Origin of the sequence: Bacillus sp. RB3, assembly GCF_030164735.1 — a bacterium.
GTDB classification, from domain to species: Bacteria; Bacillota; Bacilli; order Bacillales; family Bacillaceae_G; genus Bacillus_A; species Bacillus_A cereus.
On record NZ_JASNGE010000001.1, the window covers coordinates 138,135 to 155,619 of the forward strand.

A 17,485-nucleotide genomic window follows, 5' to 3' on the forward strand; every position below is an offset into this window, starting at 1 on the left:
AGGCTTATGATGGAAGAAAAGATAGAAGAATTAATTGATATATATAAGCAGCAAATATATTCCTTATGCTATAAGTTAGCGAAAACGAAAGAAGATGCGGAAGATATTTTTCAAGAGACGTGGATAAAGGTTTTTTCATCAAGGCACCAACTTTTTTATGTGGATAATTATAAAAAGTGGATTACTACAATTTGCGTTCGTACATTTTATGACTTTTACCGCAAGAAGAAAAGATGGAAAGATCGTGTCTTAGATTTATTTCATAAAGAAGATGGTGGAGAAATAGATTTCGCAGATGATGTGAATATATCAGAAGAATTTATTCAAAAAGTGGAAGCGGAAATGATACGAGAAGTTATACAGCTATTGAATGAAAAATATAAAACCGTGCTCGTACTCTACTATTATGAACAATACTCTTATAAAGAAATGAGCGAAATATTAAATATACCGATTGGTACAGTGAAATATCGCCTTAATTATGCGAAGAAGCAAATGCGAGAACATTTGGAGGGGTTCGTTTATGACAGAAGATAAATTTGAACAGAAGGTAAAGAGTAGCTTAGCAGAAAAGATAACTCCAAGCGAAGAGCTAATAAATAACACGAAGCAGGGCGTGCGAAAGGCTCAGAAGTTAGAGAGGAACTGGATGATTTGTATTCACACCATTTGGATTGTTTTGTTAACAATTGTTATAGAACAATTTGTCACACATTTGGATTATAAAATTCCTATGTTGATAGCCATTGTGATTATGATGCATGTATACATTCCGATATATGTTGTAATACAGTCATTTTTAAAGAAGGAGTATAGATTACATGAAAGAGTTCGCTAATCCGTTTGTACTATTTGAAGTAGCTGGAGTGACGATGTTTTTAGCTTTTATAGCACTTTTAATATGTGTTGCATCATGGGTATATACAGATGCTAAAGCACATCAAATGAGCAAAGGATGGAGTATTTTAGCAGTTATATTGCCATTCTTTATTGGGTTTTTATTATATATGGTAAGAAGAAGTAAAAAGAAGGTTGAAGGAGAATATAAGATGAACTTTGTTAAAAAACAGAAAGTAACATTAGTTGCGATATTGGCAAGTACAATGTTTGTATTACTTAGTGGTTTTACTTTTGCACAAACGTTAGATGATGCGTGGAGAGCAGGAGATATATATTTAGAAAATGAGAAGCAAGGGAAAACAAGTTACGAGGCAAAATTCTCATCATGGGATATTGCCGGTAAGGATATTGAATTTCAGTATGAAAAGGATACACAAGTGACATTTTCTTATGAGACAGATGCAAAACGAGGAAACTTATGTTTTAGTGTGTATGAAAGACAAGGAGAAGGTATAAAAGAGTTAAAGGAAATTTGTGAATCGAAAAAAGGTACTTTTACAGTTACTTTAAAAGCAAATGAAGAATATGTATTGAATATAAGCGGATTAACAGTAAAAGATGGATTTGTAAAAGTGAATTGGGAAGAGAAATAAAAGGGGTCCTATAAAGGACCTCTTTTCTATTGAATAGTATAAGTAACAGAAAAACTAACAGGACTATAGTAAACGTAAGGTGCATGAAATTGAACATACATATTTCCATCTGTTTTTGCAGTGAAAATTCGGCCGTAACCATCAGAATAACGTCCAATAAGGTTATGATTTGAGTCATAAACACTGTAACTAGGAGTTTTGCTGTTAGGATGAATTGTTAGTTCTTGTCCTTTTTGAAGGAAAATAGGTTCTTGTTCAGAACTACCTCCAGTTTGCAAAGAATAAAATTTTGTAAAGCTTTGTTCTTGAGCGGCAGCAGCGACTTTTGTTTCAGGAATAAACGCAGTAGCTCCAGTAATTCCTGCTAAAGTTAATGCACCTGCTAAAATCATTTTTTTCATAATAGAAAAAGCCTCCTTATTAGTTGTAATCAGTTTTGTTACAGATAATATTGTATACGATAATGGGTAGGATAAAATATGCTTTTATGCATATATATTTTTTCTCAATAAAAGACCACTGATAAAAAATCAGTGGTCTTTTAAATGATTAAGCAGCTTTCTGTTCAGTTTGAGGAACAGGTTTTTGAAGCGAGTTGTAAACTCCTGTTCCGATAACGTCTAATGCCATTCTCATTCGTTCAGGTGAAATGTTTTCTAATACGTTATCTTGAGGTGTATGGTATACCTTCTCAATATGATAGATTAATGGGTTCCAACTATCGACACCCATCCAAATGAATAGAGCAGCAGGAATACCAGCTTCAGCAAATGGAACATGATCACTAGAACCGAATTTACCTTGTAGGATGAGGTCATTATTTAGTTGTTTACCTGCTTGCAAGGCAGCGTCTGTTACAAAGTTTGTAGAGCCATCAGGTGTCATAGCATATAAATTCTTTGCTTTATCATAATTTGTTGCAACCATGTCGGCGTTAAAGACACCTAAAATACGGTCGCGTTCTTTTTGGGATAGACTATTCACGTAATAATCCGAACCAAGTAATCCAGTTTCTTCAGAACCAAAGGTAATAAAGCGAATTTCTTTATCAGTTTCTACATTTTGAAAAGTACGAGCTAGTTCTAATACTAATCCAGTTCCAGAAGCATTATCATTTGCGCCAGGTGCTCCGACAACACTATCATAGTGCGAGCTTACAACGACTGCTTTTTCATTACCTGTACTCTTTTTTGGTTTCTTTTTGGCGATAACATTTAGAGATGTTAATTTAGATTCATGTCTCGCTTTTAGGGAAAGAATTGTTGTCCCCTTTTTAGCGATTTCTTCTTTAAATGCATTTCCTTGCGCATAAGCAAGACCAAAGACAGGGATAGATTGCTTTTTCATTAGGCGGGGATTGAAGGTTTGTCCATAATTTCCGCGTCCGCCAATTAAACTGTATAAAAGAACACCTTTTGCACCTTTGCTAACAGCATTTTCAACTTGTTTATTATAGTCGGTAACTGTCGTTCCTCTTTCAAATAAAACAATTTTACCGTTTACTTCATTTGGAATATCTTCTAATTTTGTCCCACCTTGAACAAAGATAAGGGGAGCTGTAACAGCTTCTGTAGAAATTAGTGCATTAGGAGCAGCACCAGCTTGCCAATTACGTTTTGTTGATAGGGGTGATTCAATGAATCCAACGTATTGATCGGGCACCTGAAATGGTTGATATTCTACTTCATAGCCCATTGATTTAAGCTGCATACCAATGTAACGAGAAGCCCATTCTTCGGATTTTGTTCCACCGGGGCGAGGACCAATTGTTTCAGATAAGAAACGAACATGTTCAATCGCGCGGTTTGGATCAATCTGTTTTGTAATAGATGGAGTTTGTGTAACCTCTGACGTGGAATCCGCTTTTGCTTGCCCAATTGGAGCTAAGCTAACAGCAAGTGATACAGCAAGCAAAGAGCTTACTATTTTTTGTTTCAATGATTTTCTCATTTTTTCCTCTCCTATTCTTCTATTCTCTCTGACTGACAAAAGAAGACGGATAATGACTTTATTTTACCTTCACACCTTTTATTTTTCAATATTCTGACATTGATAAATAAAAAAACGATATATGCATATTTGCATATTTTTGAGGGAGATATATATGCTATCATTTTAAACGAAGGTTCGCTTTCTACTCTGAAAGCTCCTACATTGCATGAATCTAGTGTACCCAAACTTTAGATTATGTAGAGGAATGGAACCACTGTAGGGTTTCATTTCTCATGTTTGAATCAGTTGATGGTAATTATGTTTCCGCATTTCATAATTATTATCAGTGATATATGTAAGGCATCCATATGAAAATAAGAGGCTGTTCAAAGGTTTTCCGTACTTTTGGGCAGCCTCACCCCGTTAAAAGGACGATACTTTATGTATCGTCCTTTTTGTATAAAAAAACATCCAATCAATTGAGAGATTGATTGGATGTGAAAAAATTATTAATAATTTTTTTTGCGTTTTGTAGCTAAAATACTTAATAATCCAGCTAGTAGAAGAACAATACCTACTGTTTGTGTAGGGTCTTCTTTATGACCTGTATTTGGAAGGTGCTTATCCGTATTTCGATCATCTTGCTGTTTGTTATCTGTTTTATTCGATGTTTCTTCGGAAGTTCCGTTTTCGTGTTTCTCAGATGTTTCATTGCCTTTGTTATCTTCTTTATTTGGAGGAGTAATTGGCTTGTCATCTCCACCTGAAGAAGATTCAATTTTTTTATTTGAAACTGTAATTTGTAGTGGCTTAGCTTGGGCTTTATCAATTGTAAAGTTTATTGGTGATGCATCTAATTGATAGCCTTTAGGAGCCTTTGTTTCTACTAATTGATAATTACCAGGTTTCAAATCATTTACGATTACTTTTCCGTGTTGATCTGTTTTTAAACCTTCTCGGATGACTTTTCCATCTTGGTCTAAAATATTGAAAATGGCACCTTCAAGTGTTCCATGGTGATCAATATCAACTTTAGTTAACTCAATTGAACCTGTTGTTAAACTATTTAAGGCTGTAACAGAGGTAACCTGAGATTGTCCTTTCGTAATTGTGAAAGGAATTGGTTTAACGTTTAAATCATAGCCAGTTGGAGCTTTCGTTTCAATGAACTGATAATCTCCCGGACGTAAATCAGAAACTGAAATCTTCCCATCTTTATCAGTAGTTAAATCAGTGCGAACAATTTTACCTTTCGCATCGATGATGTTAAACACTGCATCAGAAAGTTTTGTATCTGGATTTATATCATCCACTTTTATTAATTCTACAGCACCCTCAGTTAAGCTATTTGTAGCAGTAACTTGGAGCTTTTCTTTTTGGCTTTTCTTAATTGTAAACTTAATAGGTGTACTATCTAATTTATAGTGTTCAGGAGCTTTCATTTCAATAAACTGATAGTCCCCAGGACGTAAATCAGAAACAGAAATTTTTCCATGTACATCTGTTGTAAGCTCAGTGCGAATGTCGTTACCATTCATATCAGTAATTTTAAATATCGCACCTTTAAGAGCAGTACCATCTACATCATCTACTTTAGAAAGTTCCACAGTGCCTTTCGTTAAGCTATTTGTAGCTGTAACGGAGATAGGATCAGCTTGGCTCTTTGTGATTGTGAATGGAATTGGCTCTTTGTTTAAATCATAGTGTTTCGGAGCCGTTGTCTCGATGAATTGATAATCACCAGGACGTAGGTCAGAAACGCTAATTTTACCTTGTTGATTCGTAACAAGATCTTTGCGAATTACAGTGCCATTCATATCCACAATTTTAAATACTGCGCCTTCAAGAGTAGTGCCATCGACGTCATCCACTTTAGAAAGTTCCACGCCGCCTTTTGTTAAACTATTTTTCATAGTAACGGTAGCAATATCTTTTTGGCTTTTTTCAATTGTAAATATAATTGGTTTTTTGTCTAAATCATAGTGTTCAGGAGCCGTTATTTCAACGAATTGATACGTACCAGGACGTAAGTTTTCGATAACGATTTTACCTTCACTGTTTGTTTTTAAATCTGTTTTAAGTACTTTGCCATCTTGATCTAGTAAATTAAATACCGCATCGGCAAGTTTTGTTTGAGTGTTTAAATCATCAACTTTAAGTAATTCGATACTACCTTGTTTTAAGCTATTTGTAGCAGTTAAAGAAATAACTTTCTTCTGTCCTTTTTCAATAGTGAATTTGATTGGTGTTTCATCTAAAACGTAATGCTTAGGAGCTTTCGTTTCGATGAATTGGTAATCACCAGGACGTAGGTCGTTAATTTCGATTATTCCTTGTTCATTTGTAACAAGGTCTTTATGAACTACATCACCGTTCATATTAACAATTTTAAATACTGCATCTTTAAGAACAGTGCCATCAATATCGTCTACTTTAGAAAGTTTAACTGCACCCTTTGTTAAAGCATTTGTAGCAGTGATATGAAGAGTTTCAGTTTGGCTCTTTTTAATTGTAAATACGATAGGTTTTTTATCTAAATCGTAATGTTCAGGAGCAATTGTTTCAACGAATTGATACGTACCAGGACGTAGATTTTCAATAACAATTTTACCTTCAGCATTTGTTTTTAAGCCTTCTTCAACTAGCTCACCGTCTGCATCTAATAAATTAAATACGGCGTTAGAAAGTTTTGTATTTATATCAATATCGTCAATCTTTGTTAGTTCAACGCTACCTTTTTTCAAAGCATTTTTGCCTGTAACATTGATCTCTTTCGTTTGACTTCTTTCAATTGTAAATTGAATCGTTGTTTCATCTAATACATAGTGCTCAGGAGCTTTTGTTTCAATGAACTGATAGTCTCCAGGGCGTAAATCAGAAACAGAAATTTTTCCGTTTTTATCTGTAACAAGATTCGTATGAACTTCCTTACCATTCATATCCACAATCTTAAAGATTGCACCTTCGAGCATCGTACGATCGATGTCATCAATTTTTGTTAATGTTACTGCACCTTTCTTTAAACTGTTAGTAGCGGTAACATTAATATTCTCTTTTTGACTTTTTTCGATAGTGAACGGAATAGGGTCTTTGCTTAAGGTATAGTCTTTTGGAGCTTTTACTTCAATAAATTGATAGTCTCCAGGACGTAAATCAGAAGCAGTAATTTTACCGTTTTTATCAGTCGTTAAACCTTTTCGAATTACCTTTTTAGTATCATGAGCGTCAACGATTATAAATTCTGCACCTTCAAGAGTAGTGCCATCAACATCATCAACTTTTGTTAAAGTGACGCCACCTGTAAGTAAACTATTTTTTACAGTAACAGGGATAGGAAGATCTTCCTTACTACCTTTTTTAATTGTGAACTTAATAGGTGTTTTGTCTAATTTATAATGTTCAGGGGCTTTTGTTTCGATAAATTGATAATCCCCTGGTGCTAAATCAGGAATAACTAATACTCCGTGATCATCTGTTGTTAAATCTTTCATAATTTCTTTGCCAGTTGCGTCTTGCAATGTGAATACAGCGCCGGCAAGAGCTTTACTACTTTCCACATCATCTTCTTTAATAAGTTTAACTTTTCCTTTCGTTAAACTATTTTTAAATGTAAGTGGAAGGAGTTTTTGTTGTCCTTTTTCGATTGTAAATTCAATTGGTTCTACATTTACATCGTAATAAGTTGGAGCCTTTGTTTCGATAAGTTTATAGTTACCAGGACGTAAGTCATCTACAACTAGCATTCCTTTACTATTCGTAACAAGGTCCGTACGAACATCTTCATTAGTATCTCTATTAACGATTTTAAATACTGCACCTTCAAGTGTTTCCTTTTCATCTGCAGCATTCACTTTTGTTAACTCAATACCGCCTTTTGTTAAGCTGTTTTTAGCGGTAACAGTAGCCTGAGTTGTTTGACTTTCTGTAATCGTAAATTTAATTGGTTTTGTATTTTTGTCGTAATACTTCGGTGCTGTTACTTCGATAAATTTATAATCGCCAGGGCGTAAGCCAGTAGCGATAGCTTTACCATCCGCACCAGTTTTTACATTTTCGCGAATGACTTTCTTTTCATCATTTGCATCAACAATTTTAAATACAGCACCTTCAAGAGCTGTACCATCGATATCATCAACTTTTGTTAATTCAACATCTCCTGGTTTTAAAGCATTTTCAGCTTTCACAAGTAGAGTTTCTTTCTGACTTCTATCGATTGTAAATTCAATAGGTTCTGCTCGTAAAACGTAATGTTCAGGAGCAGCTATTTCAATGAATTTATACGTACCAGGACGTAGGTTACTAACTTTAACTTTACCGTGTTTATCAGTAGTTAAGTTAGTGTAAGGGGAAACGTCATTATTATTTGTATCGACAAGCTTGAATACTGCACCTTCAAGTGGTTTTTTCTCACCAAACTCATCAACTTTTAATAATTCAACTTCGCCCGTTTTTAAGCTGTTATTTGCCGTAACAGTAGCAAGAGCTTGTTGGCTTTTATCAATTGTAAACTCGATAGGGTTTGTACTTAACGTATAATCCTTAGGAGCTTCTGTTTCGATAAATTTATAAACACCAGGCTCTAGATCTTTAACGCTAACTTTTCCATCTGAACCTGTTTTTATATTTTCACGAATTACTTGTTTCTCGTCATTCGCATCGACAATTTTAAATACAGCACCTTCAAGGGCAGTGCCATCGACATCATCGACTTTCGTTAAAGTGACACCACCTTTAATGAGGTGATTTGTCGCGGTAACAGTAAGTGCTTTCTGTTGGCTTTTTTCAATTGTAAATTTAAGCGGTTTTTTATCTATTTCATAATGTTCAGGTGCTTTCTCTTCAACAAATTGGTACTCTCCAGGAAGTAAATTTTTCGCTTCGATTTGTCCGTTACCATTTGTCGTTAATTTGGTATAACCAGGAATTCTTTTGTTATTTTGGTCCCGTACACTAAATACAGCACCTTCTAAAGTATTACCCTCTTTATCAACTTTTGTTAGGATAGCTGAGCCTCTAATTAAGCTGTTTTGGGCCGTTTTATTAATTACTGTTGTTTGATCTTCCTCGATTGTAAATTCAATAAGTCGATCATCTAATTGATAATGCTCAGGAGCCTTTATTTCTTTTAAGTAGTAAGTTCCTGGTTTTAAATTATCTACAGTAATTTGTCCTTTATCATTTGTTGTTAATTTTTCGTGTTCTGAAATTATTTTTTTGTCTTTATCAAGTAGTGTGAAAACGGCACCTTGCAGTGTGATGTTTTTATTCAGGTCATCAGACTTTGTTAAAACTACTTTACCGACAAACTTCTTATTTGCAAGTTTATATGTTGTAGTCTCTTGTGTACCAAGTTCAACAATTTTCCCTTGTTTTAAATCCCAGCTAATTACATAGCCTTCAGGAGCCTTTGTTTCTTTTAATAAATATTTATCGCGTTTTAAATTATTAAATTTAGCGATACCGTCTTTGTCTGTTGTAATTTTACGGATAACAGTTTTACCTGTACGATCGTATAAAGTAAATTCTGCCCCAGCTAATAGTGCGTTTTTATTGTCGTTATCTACCTTTATAATTTCAAGGTTTCCACGGCCTTTAGTAGCAGATCCTCCGCCTGAACCAGAAGACATTCTCACTTCAATCGTTTCAGTAGTTTCTGTGTTTTTAACTGTCAACTTATTGCCTGTGATTTTCGCTTTATTACTTACTTTTTCTTTATCGTCTGCATTAATAAGTGAGCGATATTCTAAAATATAAGCTCGATCAATTTTTTTCAAGAAGGCAATTTCGAAATGTTGCTTTCCAGTATTATTGTCTGTTGTTATTTTGAGTTTATAGTCTGTTCCTTCTTTTAATTCGTTTACTGTATCTTTTGTTAAATTTCCATATGGATCAACAGTTGTAGGATATAAGTGGAATGAATCTTCCACAATTACCTGATTTTCGGTTGGGTCATCTGTTACAACGGCATCTGCAATGGTTGATTGGCTTTCGTTAATTGCGATACTCCAATTAATATAGTTGTCGTCTTGCACAGCTTTTTTAGTAACGAAGCTGCCACCTTTATTTACTTGAGTGTCACCTGTAAGGGTGTTTACGATTTTAGAGCCATCTTTTAAATCTGCCTCGTTTTTGTAGGTGCCTTGGATAAGTTCACTATCAAGGCTTGTTTTAAAGATAATATAGTAAGGTGAATTAATTGATTGTTTGAAATGAACCTTTAGGGTGTTTTTATTTTTCTCTGTAGGTTCTTCAAGTTCATATTTCTCAGTTGGTACAGCATTACCAGGTTGTGCATTATCAGGATTTCCATTTAAAATCATATCGCGCACTTCAATGGATCCAGGCACTAACTTTTGTTTATCTTGTATGACGTCTATAACATAAGGATCTTTAATCTCAACATTATTATAGTTAAAGCCTATTATCCAAGTAATTTCCTTCGTTTGGGCGTTATAAGAACCGTATTTATAACCATTTGCTTTTGTGAAAGTATCAGGATCAAAATTAGCTTCAACCTTATTTGATTGTGGATTAGAATCCGTATCTATCCAAGATAGGTTACCTGTATTTTTAAATGAAGTTTTACCACTTTCTAGCTTTGTATAATCAAAGTCTGTCGTATATTTTACGACTAATGTCTTTGTCATATTAGACTGATACGTACCTATAAGAGTAATTTTAAAGCCTTTATCTGTTGTATCTAAAATATAGTCAGTCCCAGCCTGAAGGGTATAATTTCCGTCTTTAATTTCTAGTTTCTTATCTTTTAATTGTAATCCACCATGATCAAAGGTGTCCGTAATGATCGCGTTGTTTAATGGATAGTTGTTATTATTTACTATAATTGTCCAAGTTGTTGTTTTGTCTTTATAATTTGTTTCAGCTTTATTATTAGATTTAATAATATTTTGCTGCTTGAAGCTAGCTTCATTTTCTTTACTTGAATCATTATCAGCTGTAACTTTATTTTTTACTTTTCCATCTTCTATAACTTTATTAGTTGGCTTGGTTTTATAGGTAATCACATAAGCACTATTAATATCATCATTAAACTGTAAATCGAAGCCATTCTTCTTGTTACTTACAGTGTAATTATTAACAGCGTCTCCTGTTACAAGCGTTCCTTTTTCATTATATGAAGCGTTTTTTACAACAATAGAATTTGCATCTAGTTCGTGTGTATCGTCAAAAATATCTTTTAAAATCGCATCTGCTTTTTTGATCTCTCTTTGATCACCATTGTAAGTAATTGTCCACTCAATTGTTTGCGTCTTTGGATCATATTTACTTGTTTTATTTAAGTGTGTACCACGAGAAACCGTTACAGTAGAGCTTGCGTTTTGTTGCTTTTGATTATCACTCGTTATCGTAACGTTATTTCGGAAACTTTTAATATTTTCATCAGTAATTTTTGTGGCATATTCGATTTGATATGCTTTATTGATAGAATCCTTGAAAGCAATCTCCAATTTTGAGCCATCTGATGAAATAATATTGTAATCTGTTGGCTCAGCTTCTGCACCACGCGTTACATTCCCATTAACATCAACTTCTAAATAATAAACTTTAATAGAATCTTTATTTAAGTTTGTACCTTGTGGAATGTTATCTTTAAAAATAGCGTTTTTAAGGGTGTCTTGCGTTTTGTTCATCTCTACTTTCCAATTAATTTCATTTGTATTAATTGGTCTATCAGGTAATCCTTTTTTATTCGTAGCTGTTTGTACATTAGGCTTAAAGTCAACTGTAATAGAAACATCCTTATCTTTAATAGGGAAAGGAATTTCTTGTGTTGTTGTACCTTTAATTTCAGCTTTATTAAATTCTGTCTTTAATTGTAGGTTACCAGCAACATCTGGATGCTCTTCAACATAATCGTTGAATGTCATCGTGACTTTTCCATCTTTTGTAACAGTAAAATTACCAATTTGATGGTTTTCACTATCATATAAAGGACTGTTAATTGTATTGTAAATCTTAAAATGTTTAGGAAGATCAAAAATATAGTAATCTCCATTTTTCACATTCATTGACTTTAAAAGTTCCCATGTAAACTCAATATTGGCAGGGGAATCTGTACTTGGACGGTTATCCTCTGTAAATGGTTTTCCGTCTTTATCCGTCAACTTTACACCGGTTAAAATGTTTGTTGTTATTTGCTTTGGACCTGAATTTGTATTCTCAGCAGGGTCGCTTGATAGCTTTTGTTCTGGATTGTCAGTAGCAATTTTAGCTGCTAGGTTTTGTTCCGGATTATCGGTAACAGTTTTAGTTGCTGGGTTTTGTTCCGGATTATCAGTAACAGTTTTAGTTGCTGGATCTTGCTCCGGATTGTCAGTAACAGGTTTAGCTACTGGATCTTGCGCTTGTTTATTAGTATCCTGTTTGGTGCCATCTTCTTTAGAGTTTTCTACTTGAACAGGAACTGATATAGGCTGAACCATTGTTCCTAAAGGAAAAGCGATTTGAACTGATTTTTCCCCAGGTTTTAAAGTTGAGTTAAACACGGTATCAACTTTAATTTTTCCTTTAGCGTCTTTCAAATTTTCTACTTGATCATTAAATATTAATTTTAGTTTATTATCTTTAGCTGTTATAAAATATTGACCAATATTTTTTTGATCTGTTACTAAATCCCCTTGAAAATCTTTAGATACTTTTAATGCAAGTGGTATTTGAACTACTGCTGTATCATTTGCGTGTGCAACTTGTTGATCCTTTATTGACCAAGCGTATTCTACTTGAATGGTTGATCCTATCTTTATTAAATTGTTAGGATTTTTTGCTTCGTCAATAATATGATTCGTCGCATCTTTCATTTCAACAGTGTCAAATAAGGAATCTCCTGTTAAGGTTTCCGCTTTCACTTGATTGTATGGAAAACTAGCAAGTTGCGAAAATAGTACGAATACAATTAAACATACATTAAAAAATTTTTTCATTTTTCCTCCTCTGAACATTCATTTGTCCATTGGGGACTTATTCCACATGAACAAATGGAATATTAAAAGTATTTGTTATAAGCTATTTATTTTTGTTATCCCTCCGTTTCTATACGCGTTCTCAGACAAACAGAATTATGTTCAAAGCAATATTATTTAACGTAAAACAAAATGTATATTTACACAGTTCTATGGAAATATACACAATTCGACAAAAAATGTCGAAAAAAATACTGATATAAATAATGATATCAGACCTTTATATGTGAGATAGTTTTCATGTATATCTAGTAAAAAAGAATGGTTATAAAGGTAAGTTTTACGATACATACTAACCAATGTAGTGTATCCCTTTGTGAAGGCTTATTTTTGCCTTAAAGTTATGTGGAAATAAAAATCTAGATAGGGTTGGTTTTGGTCAGAATGAAGACAATATGTACTTTGAAAATAGTCATTTATTTTGTCTAAAGAGAGTTGTGCGATTAGTGGACCGAAGTTGAAAGGTGATAGTTTCTTACATTGTTAGAGAAATATAAGGATTACAGAATATTCGACTAACACGTTACTACGGTCATTTTTGAGCCTGTTTAAACAATAGGAAAGAAGGTGTTTTACTCCTTAGTTACAATATCTTTTTAGTAAAGATAAGCTTAAGTAACCTCCGCTAAAGATTATATACTTAAATGATAAAGAGTTCAACACTAGTTCACATATTTTCCCAAAAATAAAAAACGGCTGTTTTATGTGGGATAAATCTACAAAACAGCCGTTTTTGGTATTAGATTTCTGTTAAGATTATTGGTTCACCGCGTGTTACGACAACGGTATGTTCACATTGTGCAACAAGACTTTTATCTGGTGTAACGAATGTCCAACCATCGTCACCACGTTCAATAATATGATCAGCTTTCATAGAGATGAACGGTTCTACAGCGATAACAAGACCGTCTTTTAGAAGCGCATTATCCATTGGGTCATAGTAACTTAAAATGTGATTTGGTGCTTCATGTAAGCTAAGACCAATGCCGTGACCAGTTAAGTTTTGGATAACATTGTATCCACTTTTATGTGCGAAGTTTGAAACAGCACGACCAATTTGATTTTGTTTTGAGCCAGCTCTAACCTTTTTCATTGCTGCCCAAAATGCATCAACCGCTGCTTGGCAAAGTTTTTCTTTTGCCTCGTCTTCTCCAAGAACAAATGAAATGCCTGTATCTGCATAATAGCCATCAAGTGCAGCGGATACATCGACGTTTACTAAGTCGCCTTCTTTTAATACACGATCTCCTGGAATACCATGAGCAACTTCTTCATTTACACTAATGCAAGTTACACCTGGAAAATCATATTCTTTTTCAGGTGCAGAAATAGCACCATGCTCATCTAATACTTTTTTACCGATCAAATCAAGCTCTTTCGTTGTCATACCTGGCTTCGCTTGTTTTTTCATTTCTTCACGTGCAAGCGCAACGATGCGGCCGATTTTTCGTAAGCCTTCTAAATCTTGTTCATTACGAATAATCATGAAAACCACTGTCCTTCCTCGAATATATATCTTATCCGATTGTATCATGTTTATTTTCGTCCTGCTACTCGCTTGCAGTATGGGGGCTGATTCCTCTCATAAAGAATACATGACAATTGTCATATCGATGTCATGACGCATCATACTGTTTCCTAAGTTTTCCAAGGAATACAATGTAAATATAAGAAACAGCGGGGGTGGAGAGATGGAAAAGATTATTGAAGTAAATGATGTTTCTAAAACATTTAAACATAAAAACGCAGTAAATAATGTTTCATTTCATGTAAATAAAGGGGAAATAGTAGCGTTGCTTGGTCCAAATGGTGCGGGGAAAACAACGACGATGTCGATGATGCTTGGATTAAAGGAACCAACGGAAGGTAAGGTCTCTATATTTGGAAAGAGTCCAAAGCATAGAGATGTTCGTAATAGCCTCGGTGCGATGCTGCAAGAAGTAAGTGTCATTGATAGTATTACGGTGGAAGAGGCAATTGAGTTATTCCGTAGTTATTATACGAATCCTATAGAGAAAGAAACGTTACTGCAGTTAGCAAATTTAGAATCAGAGCGAAAGCAAAGATGTGAGAAATTATCAGGTGGGCAAAAAAGAAGGTTAAACTTTGCGCTTGCACTTGCGGGAAATCCGGATTTGTTATTTTTAGATGAGCCGACAGTCGGAATGGATATTACGTCTCGAAGAACGTTTTGGGAAACGATTCGAAAGTTAGCAAGTGAAGGGAAAACGATTATTTTAACGACGCATTATTTAGAAGAAGCAGATGCTTTAGCAAATCGTATCTTATTATTTGCGAACGGAAAGATTATCTCAGATGGTACACCAGACGAAATGAAAGCAACGATTTCGAGAAAAACAATCACATTTTACTCAAAGGAAAGCATTCCTACAAAATTACTAAAGGAATTACCAAATGTAATAGAAGTAAAGTCAAACGAAGGCCGCTTTATTTTAACAACGGAGGATACGGATGCAACTTTAAAAGCCATTTATCAAAGGAGTTTACCTGTAACAGATGTTTCAGTTGAACGTGGAAGCCTTGATGAGGCATTTGAACAGTTTGTCGCAAATCAGAAGGAGGAAATCGCATGAGAGCGTTATGGATGCAGTGCAAAATAGAAATTTTACGTACATTCCGCAATAAATTATTTATCTTTTTCTCATTATTAATGCCTGTTATGTTTTACTACATTTTTACAAATGTTGTTCAAGTACCACAAAACGGAGATGCGTGGAAAGCACATTATTTAATTTCGATGGCAACTTTCAGTATTGTAGGGACTGCACTCTTTAGTTTCGGTGTGAGACTTTCTCAGGAAAAAGGGCAAGGATGGACACATCTTTTAAAAATTACACCGCTTCCAGAGGGAGCATATTTAACAGCGAAAATTATCGCTCAAACAGTAGTAAATGCTTTTTCAATATTAGTTATCTTTATTGCAGGGATACTAATTAATCATGTTGAGTTAACGGTAGGGCAATGGATTGGTGCGGGGTTATGGTTATTGTTAGGGGTAACACCATTTTTAGCGTTAGGAACAGTAATAGGTTCCATTAAGAAGGCGGACGCAGCTGCTGGCTTAGCAAATATTTTAAATATGAGTTTAGCTATAGTTGGCGGGTTATGGATGCCGATTGAAGTATTCCCCAAAATATTAAGAACGATTGGTGAATGGACACCAACATACCATTTCGGAAGTGGTGCGTGGGATATTGTAGCTGGAAAATCAATTGGATGGGAAAATATCGCGGTATTAGGAGGTTATTTCCTTATATTTGTTGTAGTATCAATATATATAAGAAAAAGACAGGAAGCGGTATAAATGATAGAGAAGAAGAGGATTGAGATTTTTCCGAAACATATGGGATTTTTTCCGTACATGTGGCTTGTGTATTTATTATTTCCAATTTACCATTTAGCACAAGCATCAGGATGGAAGCTTGTGCTAGGAAGCGGTATGTTGATACTTTTTATTATCACATACCGTCAGCTATATTTTGTTCAGAAGACGTTTATTTTATGGGCATGCATTCAAATGATACTCATCTTTTTATTTGCTTTATTTTATAATCCCTTCATGATATTCTTTGGCTTTTTCACGGCAAGTGCGATGGGATTTGCGCCGAATAAGAAAGTATTTCAAGTGCTGTTATGCTCGTTAGTTATAATGCTTGGAGCATTTGTATTTGTAAATATGAATCAACTAACACCAACAAGTTTAGTAAATATCGTCCCGATGTTTATTTTAATGCTTCTTACGCCATTTGGTATGCGTAATTTTAATCAGAAAAAGATGTTAAGAAATCAATTAGATGAGGCGAACGAGCAAATTAAAGACTTAGTAAAACGGGAAGAACGGCAGCGGATTGCAAGAGATCTTCATGACACATTAGGACATACGCTATCTCTTATTACTTTGAAAAGCCAGCTTGTAGAGAAGTTAATTGTGAAAAATCCGGAGCGTGCAAGTGCGGAAGCGAAGGAAATTACACAAACGTCTCGTACAGCCTTAAAACAGCTGAGAGAATTAATTTCTGATATGCGTATGATTACAGTAGAAGAAGAGCTAGAGCAAATAAAAGCAATCTTACAAGCAGCTAATATTGAATTAGAAGTGAGGCAAGAAGCAAGATCGAGCTCGTTATCACCAATTGAACAAAATATTGTCGGGATGTGTTTACGTGAGGCCGTTACAAATGTTGTAAAACATAGTAAGGCGACGCGGTGCGCAGTTTCTGTATTAGAATCACAAGGTGAACTAATTTTGAAAGTAGAAGATAACGGAATTGGTTTAACAGATCAAAATCATGATGGAAATGGTATTCGCGGCATGAAAGAACGAATTGCTCTTATTGATGGATTTGTTGAACTAGGTACAATCAATCCAGGGACGTTGTTAACAGTAAAAGTTCCAGTTGTTATTAGAACAGGAAAAGATGAGGTGAGGGCATGATCCGAATTATTATTGCAGAAGATCAGCGGATGCTTCGTGGTGCGTTAGGGGCTCTGCTTGATCTAGAAGATGATATCGAAGTAATTGGACAAGCGGCAAACGGGGAAGAGGCGCTAAAATTAATTGAATCGTTAAAACCGGATATAAGTATTATGGATATTGAAATGCCGATTCAAAGTGGATTAGATGTTGCTGAAGCGTTAAAGAAAGAAAAATCATCATGCAAAGTAATGATTTTAACAACATTTGCACGGCCGGGATATTTTGAAAGAGCAATGAAAGCTGGTGTGCACGGCTATTTATTAAAGGATAGCCCAAGTGAAGATTTAGCGGCAGCAATTCGTAATGTAATGAAGGGGAAACGAGAGGTCTCCCAAGATTTAATGTTTGGCTTATGGCAGGAGCAAAATCCGTTGTCAGATCGCGAAAAGGAAGTAATGTTGCTTGCGAAAGAAGGAAAGACGGCAAACGAAATTGCGAAGGCACTTTATCTTTCGCCGGGTACAGTGCGTAATTATATTTCTGAAGTATTAACGAAGCTCGATGCGAAAAATAGAATTGAGGCAATTACAATTGCGGAAGAAAAGGGTTGGATATGAAAAGAAGTTTACCTATGATTGGTA

General features: G+C 34.7%; 11 protein-coding genes. 7 read left to right on the top strand and 4 right to left on the bottom strand.

Going from position 1 to position 17,485, the window contains the following annotated elements; translation table 11 throughout:
- Positions 1 to 9 precede the first annotated feature (9 nt).
- Genes QO049_RS00665 through QO049_RS00675 form a run of 3 tightly spaced genes read left to right on the top strand, consistent with a single transcriptional unit; the run spans position 10 to position 1,493 of the window.
- Entirely contained in the window at positions 10 to 537 is a 528-nt protein-coding gene (locus tag QO049_RS00665) for an RNA polymerase sigma factor (RefSeq protein WP_000391478.1), read from the top strand.
- Positions 524 to 838, top strand: coding sequence for an anti-sigma factor (locus QO049_RS00670; protein WP_284489084.1), 315 nt, complete (start codon positions 524 to 526; stop codon positions 836 to 838). The genes QO049_RS00665 and QO049_RS00670 overlap by 14 nt, the downstream gene beginning before the upstream one ends.
- Positions 822 to 1,493 carry an anti-sigma factor gene (locus QO049_RS00675; protein WP_098300355.1) on the top strand — a complete coding sequence of 224 codons (672 nt, stop codon included), beginning with the start codon at positions 822 to 824 and terminating at the stop codon, positions 1,491 to 1,493. Before QO049_RS00670 ends, QO049_RS00675 begins: the two co-directional genes overlap by 17 nt.
- A 26-nt stretch (positions 1,494 to 1,519) precedes the next feature.
- Here the strand turns inward: QO049_RS00675 and QO049_RS00680 are convergent, their stop codons facing one another.
- From QO049_RS00680 to map, 4 genes are all read right to left on the bottom strand, one after another.
- Positions 1,520 to 1,894: a hypothetical protein gene (locus tag QO049_RS00680; protein WP_000738221.1), complete on the bottom strand. Its 375-nt coding sequence runs from the start codon at positions 1,892 to 1,894 to the stop codon at positions 1,520 to 1,522.
- 148 nt (positions 1,895 to 2,042) lie between these two features.
- A complete protein-coding gene (locus tag QO049_RS00685; RefSeq protein WP_246961664.1) occupies positions 2,043 to 3,443 on the bottom strand; it encodes a M28 family metallopeptidase in 1,401 nt (466 codons plus the stop codon).
- Positions 3,444 to 3,934: 491 nt separating this feature from the next.
- Positions 3,935 to 12,367, bottom strand: a complete 8,433-nt coding sequence (locus tag QO049_RS00690; protein WP_284489085.1) for a SpaA isopeptide-forming pilin-related protein — start codon at positions 12,365 to 12,367, stop codon at positions 3,935 to 3,937.
- A 778-nt stretch (positions 12,368 to 13,145) separates the two neighbouring features.
- Positions 13,146 to 13,940 carry a type I methionyl aminopeptidase gene (map, locus tag QO049_RS00695; RefSeq protein ID WP_003313889.1) on the bottom strand — a complete coding sequence of 265 codons (795 nt, stop codon included), beginning with the start codon at positions 13,938 to 13,940 and terminating at the stop codon, positions 13,146 to 13,148.
- A gap of 157 nt (positions 13,941 to 14,097) precedes the next feature.
- Between map and QO049_RS00700 the strand changes: the two genes are divergently transcribed.
- Genes QO049_RS00700 through QO049_RS00715 form a run of 4 tightly spaced genes read left to right on the top strand, consistent with a single transcriptional unit; the run spans position 14,098 to position 17,461 of the window.
- A complete protein-coding gene (locus QO049_RS00700) occupies positions 14,098 to 15,000 on the top strand; it encodes an ABC transporter ATP-binding protein (protein WP_000411111.1) in 903 nt (300 codons plus the stop codon).
- Entirely contained in the window at positions 14,997 to 15,731 is a 735-nt protein-coding gene (locus QO049_RS00705; protein ID WP_001202427.1) for an ABC transporter permease, read from the top strand. Before QO049_RS00700 ends, QO049_RS00705 begins: the two co-directional genes overlap by 4 nt.
- Complete coding sequence (locus QO049_RS00710) at positions 15,732 to 16,862, top strand: sensor histidine kinase (RefSeq protein WP_061655674.1); 1,131 nt, start codon at positions 15,732 to 15,734, stop codon at positions 16,860 to 16,862.
- Positions 16,859 to 17,461 carry a response regulator transcription factor gene (locus QO049_RS00715; RefSeq protein ID WP_000619247.1) on the top strand — a complete coding sequence of 201 codons (603 nt, stop codon included), beginning with the start codon at positions 16,859 to 16,861 and terminating at the stop codon, positions 17,459 to 17,461. Before QO049_RS00710 ends, QO049_RS00715 begins: the two co-directional genes overlap by 4 nt.
- Positions 17,462 to 17,485: the final 24 nt, after the last annotated feature.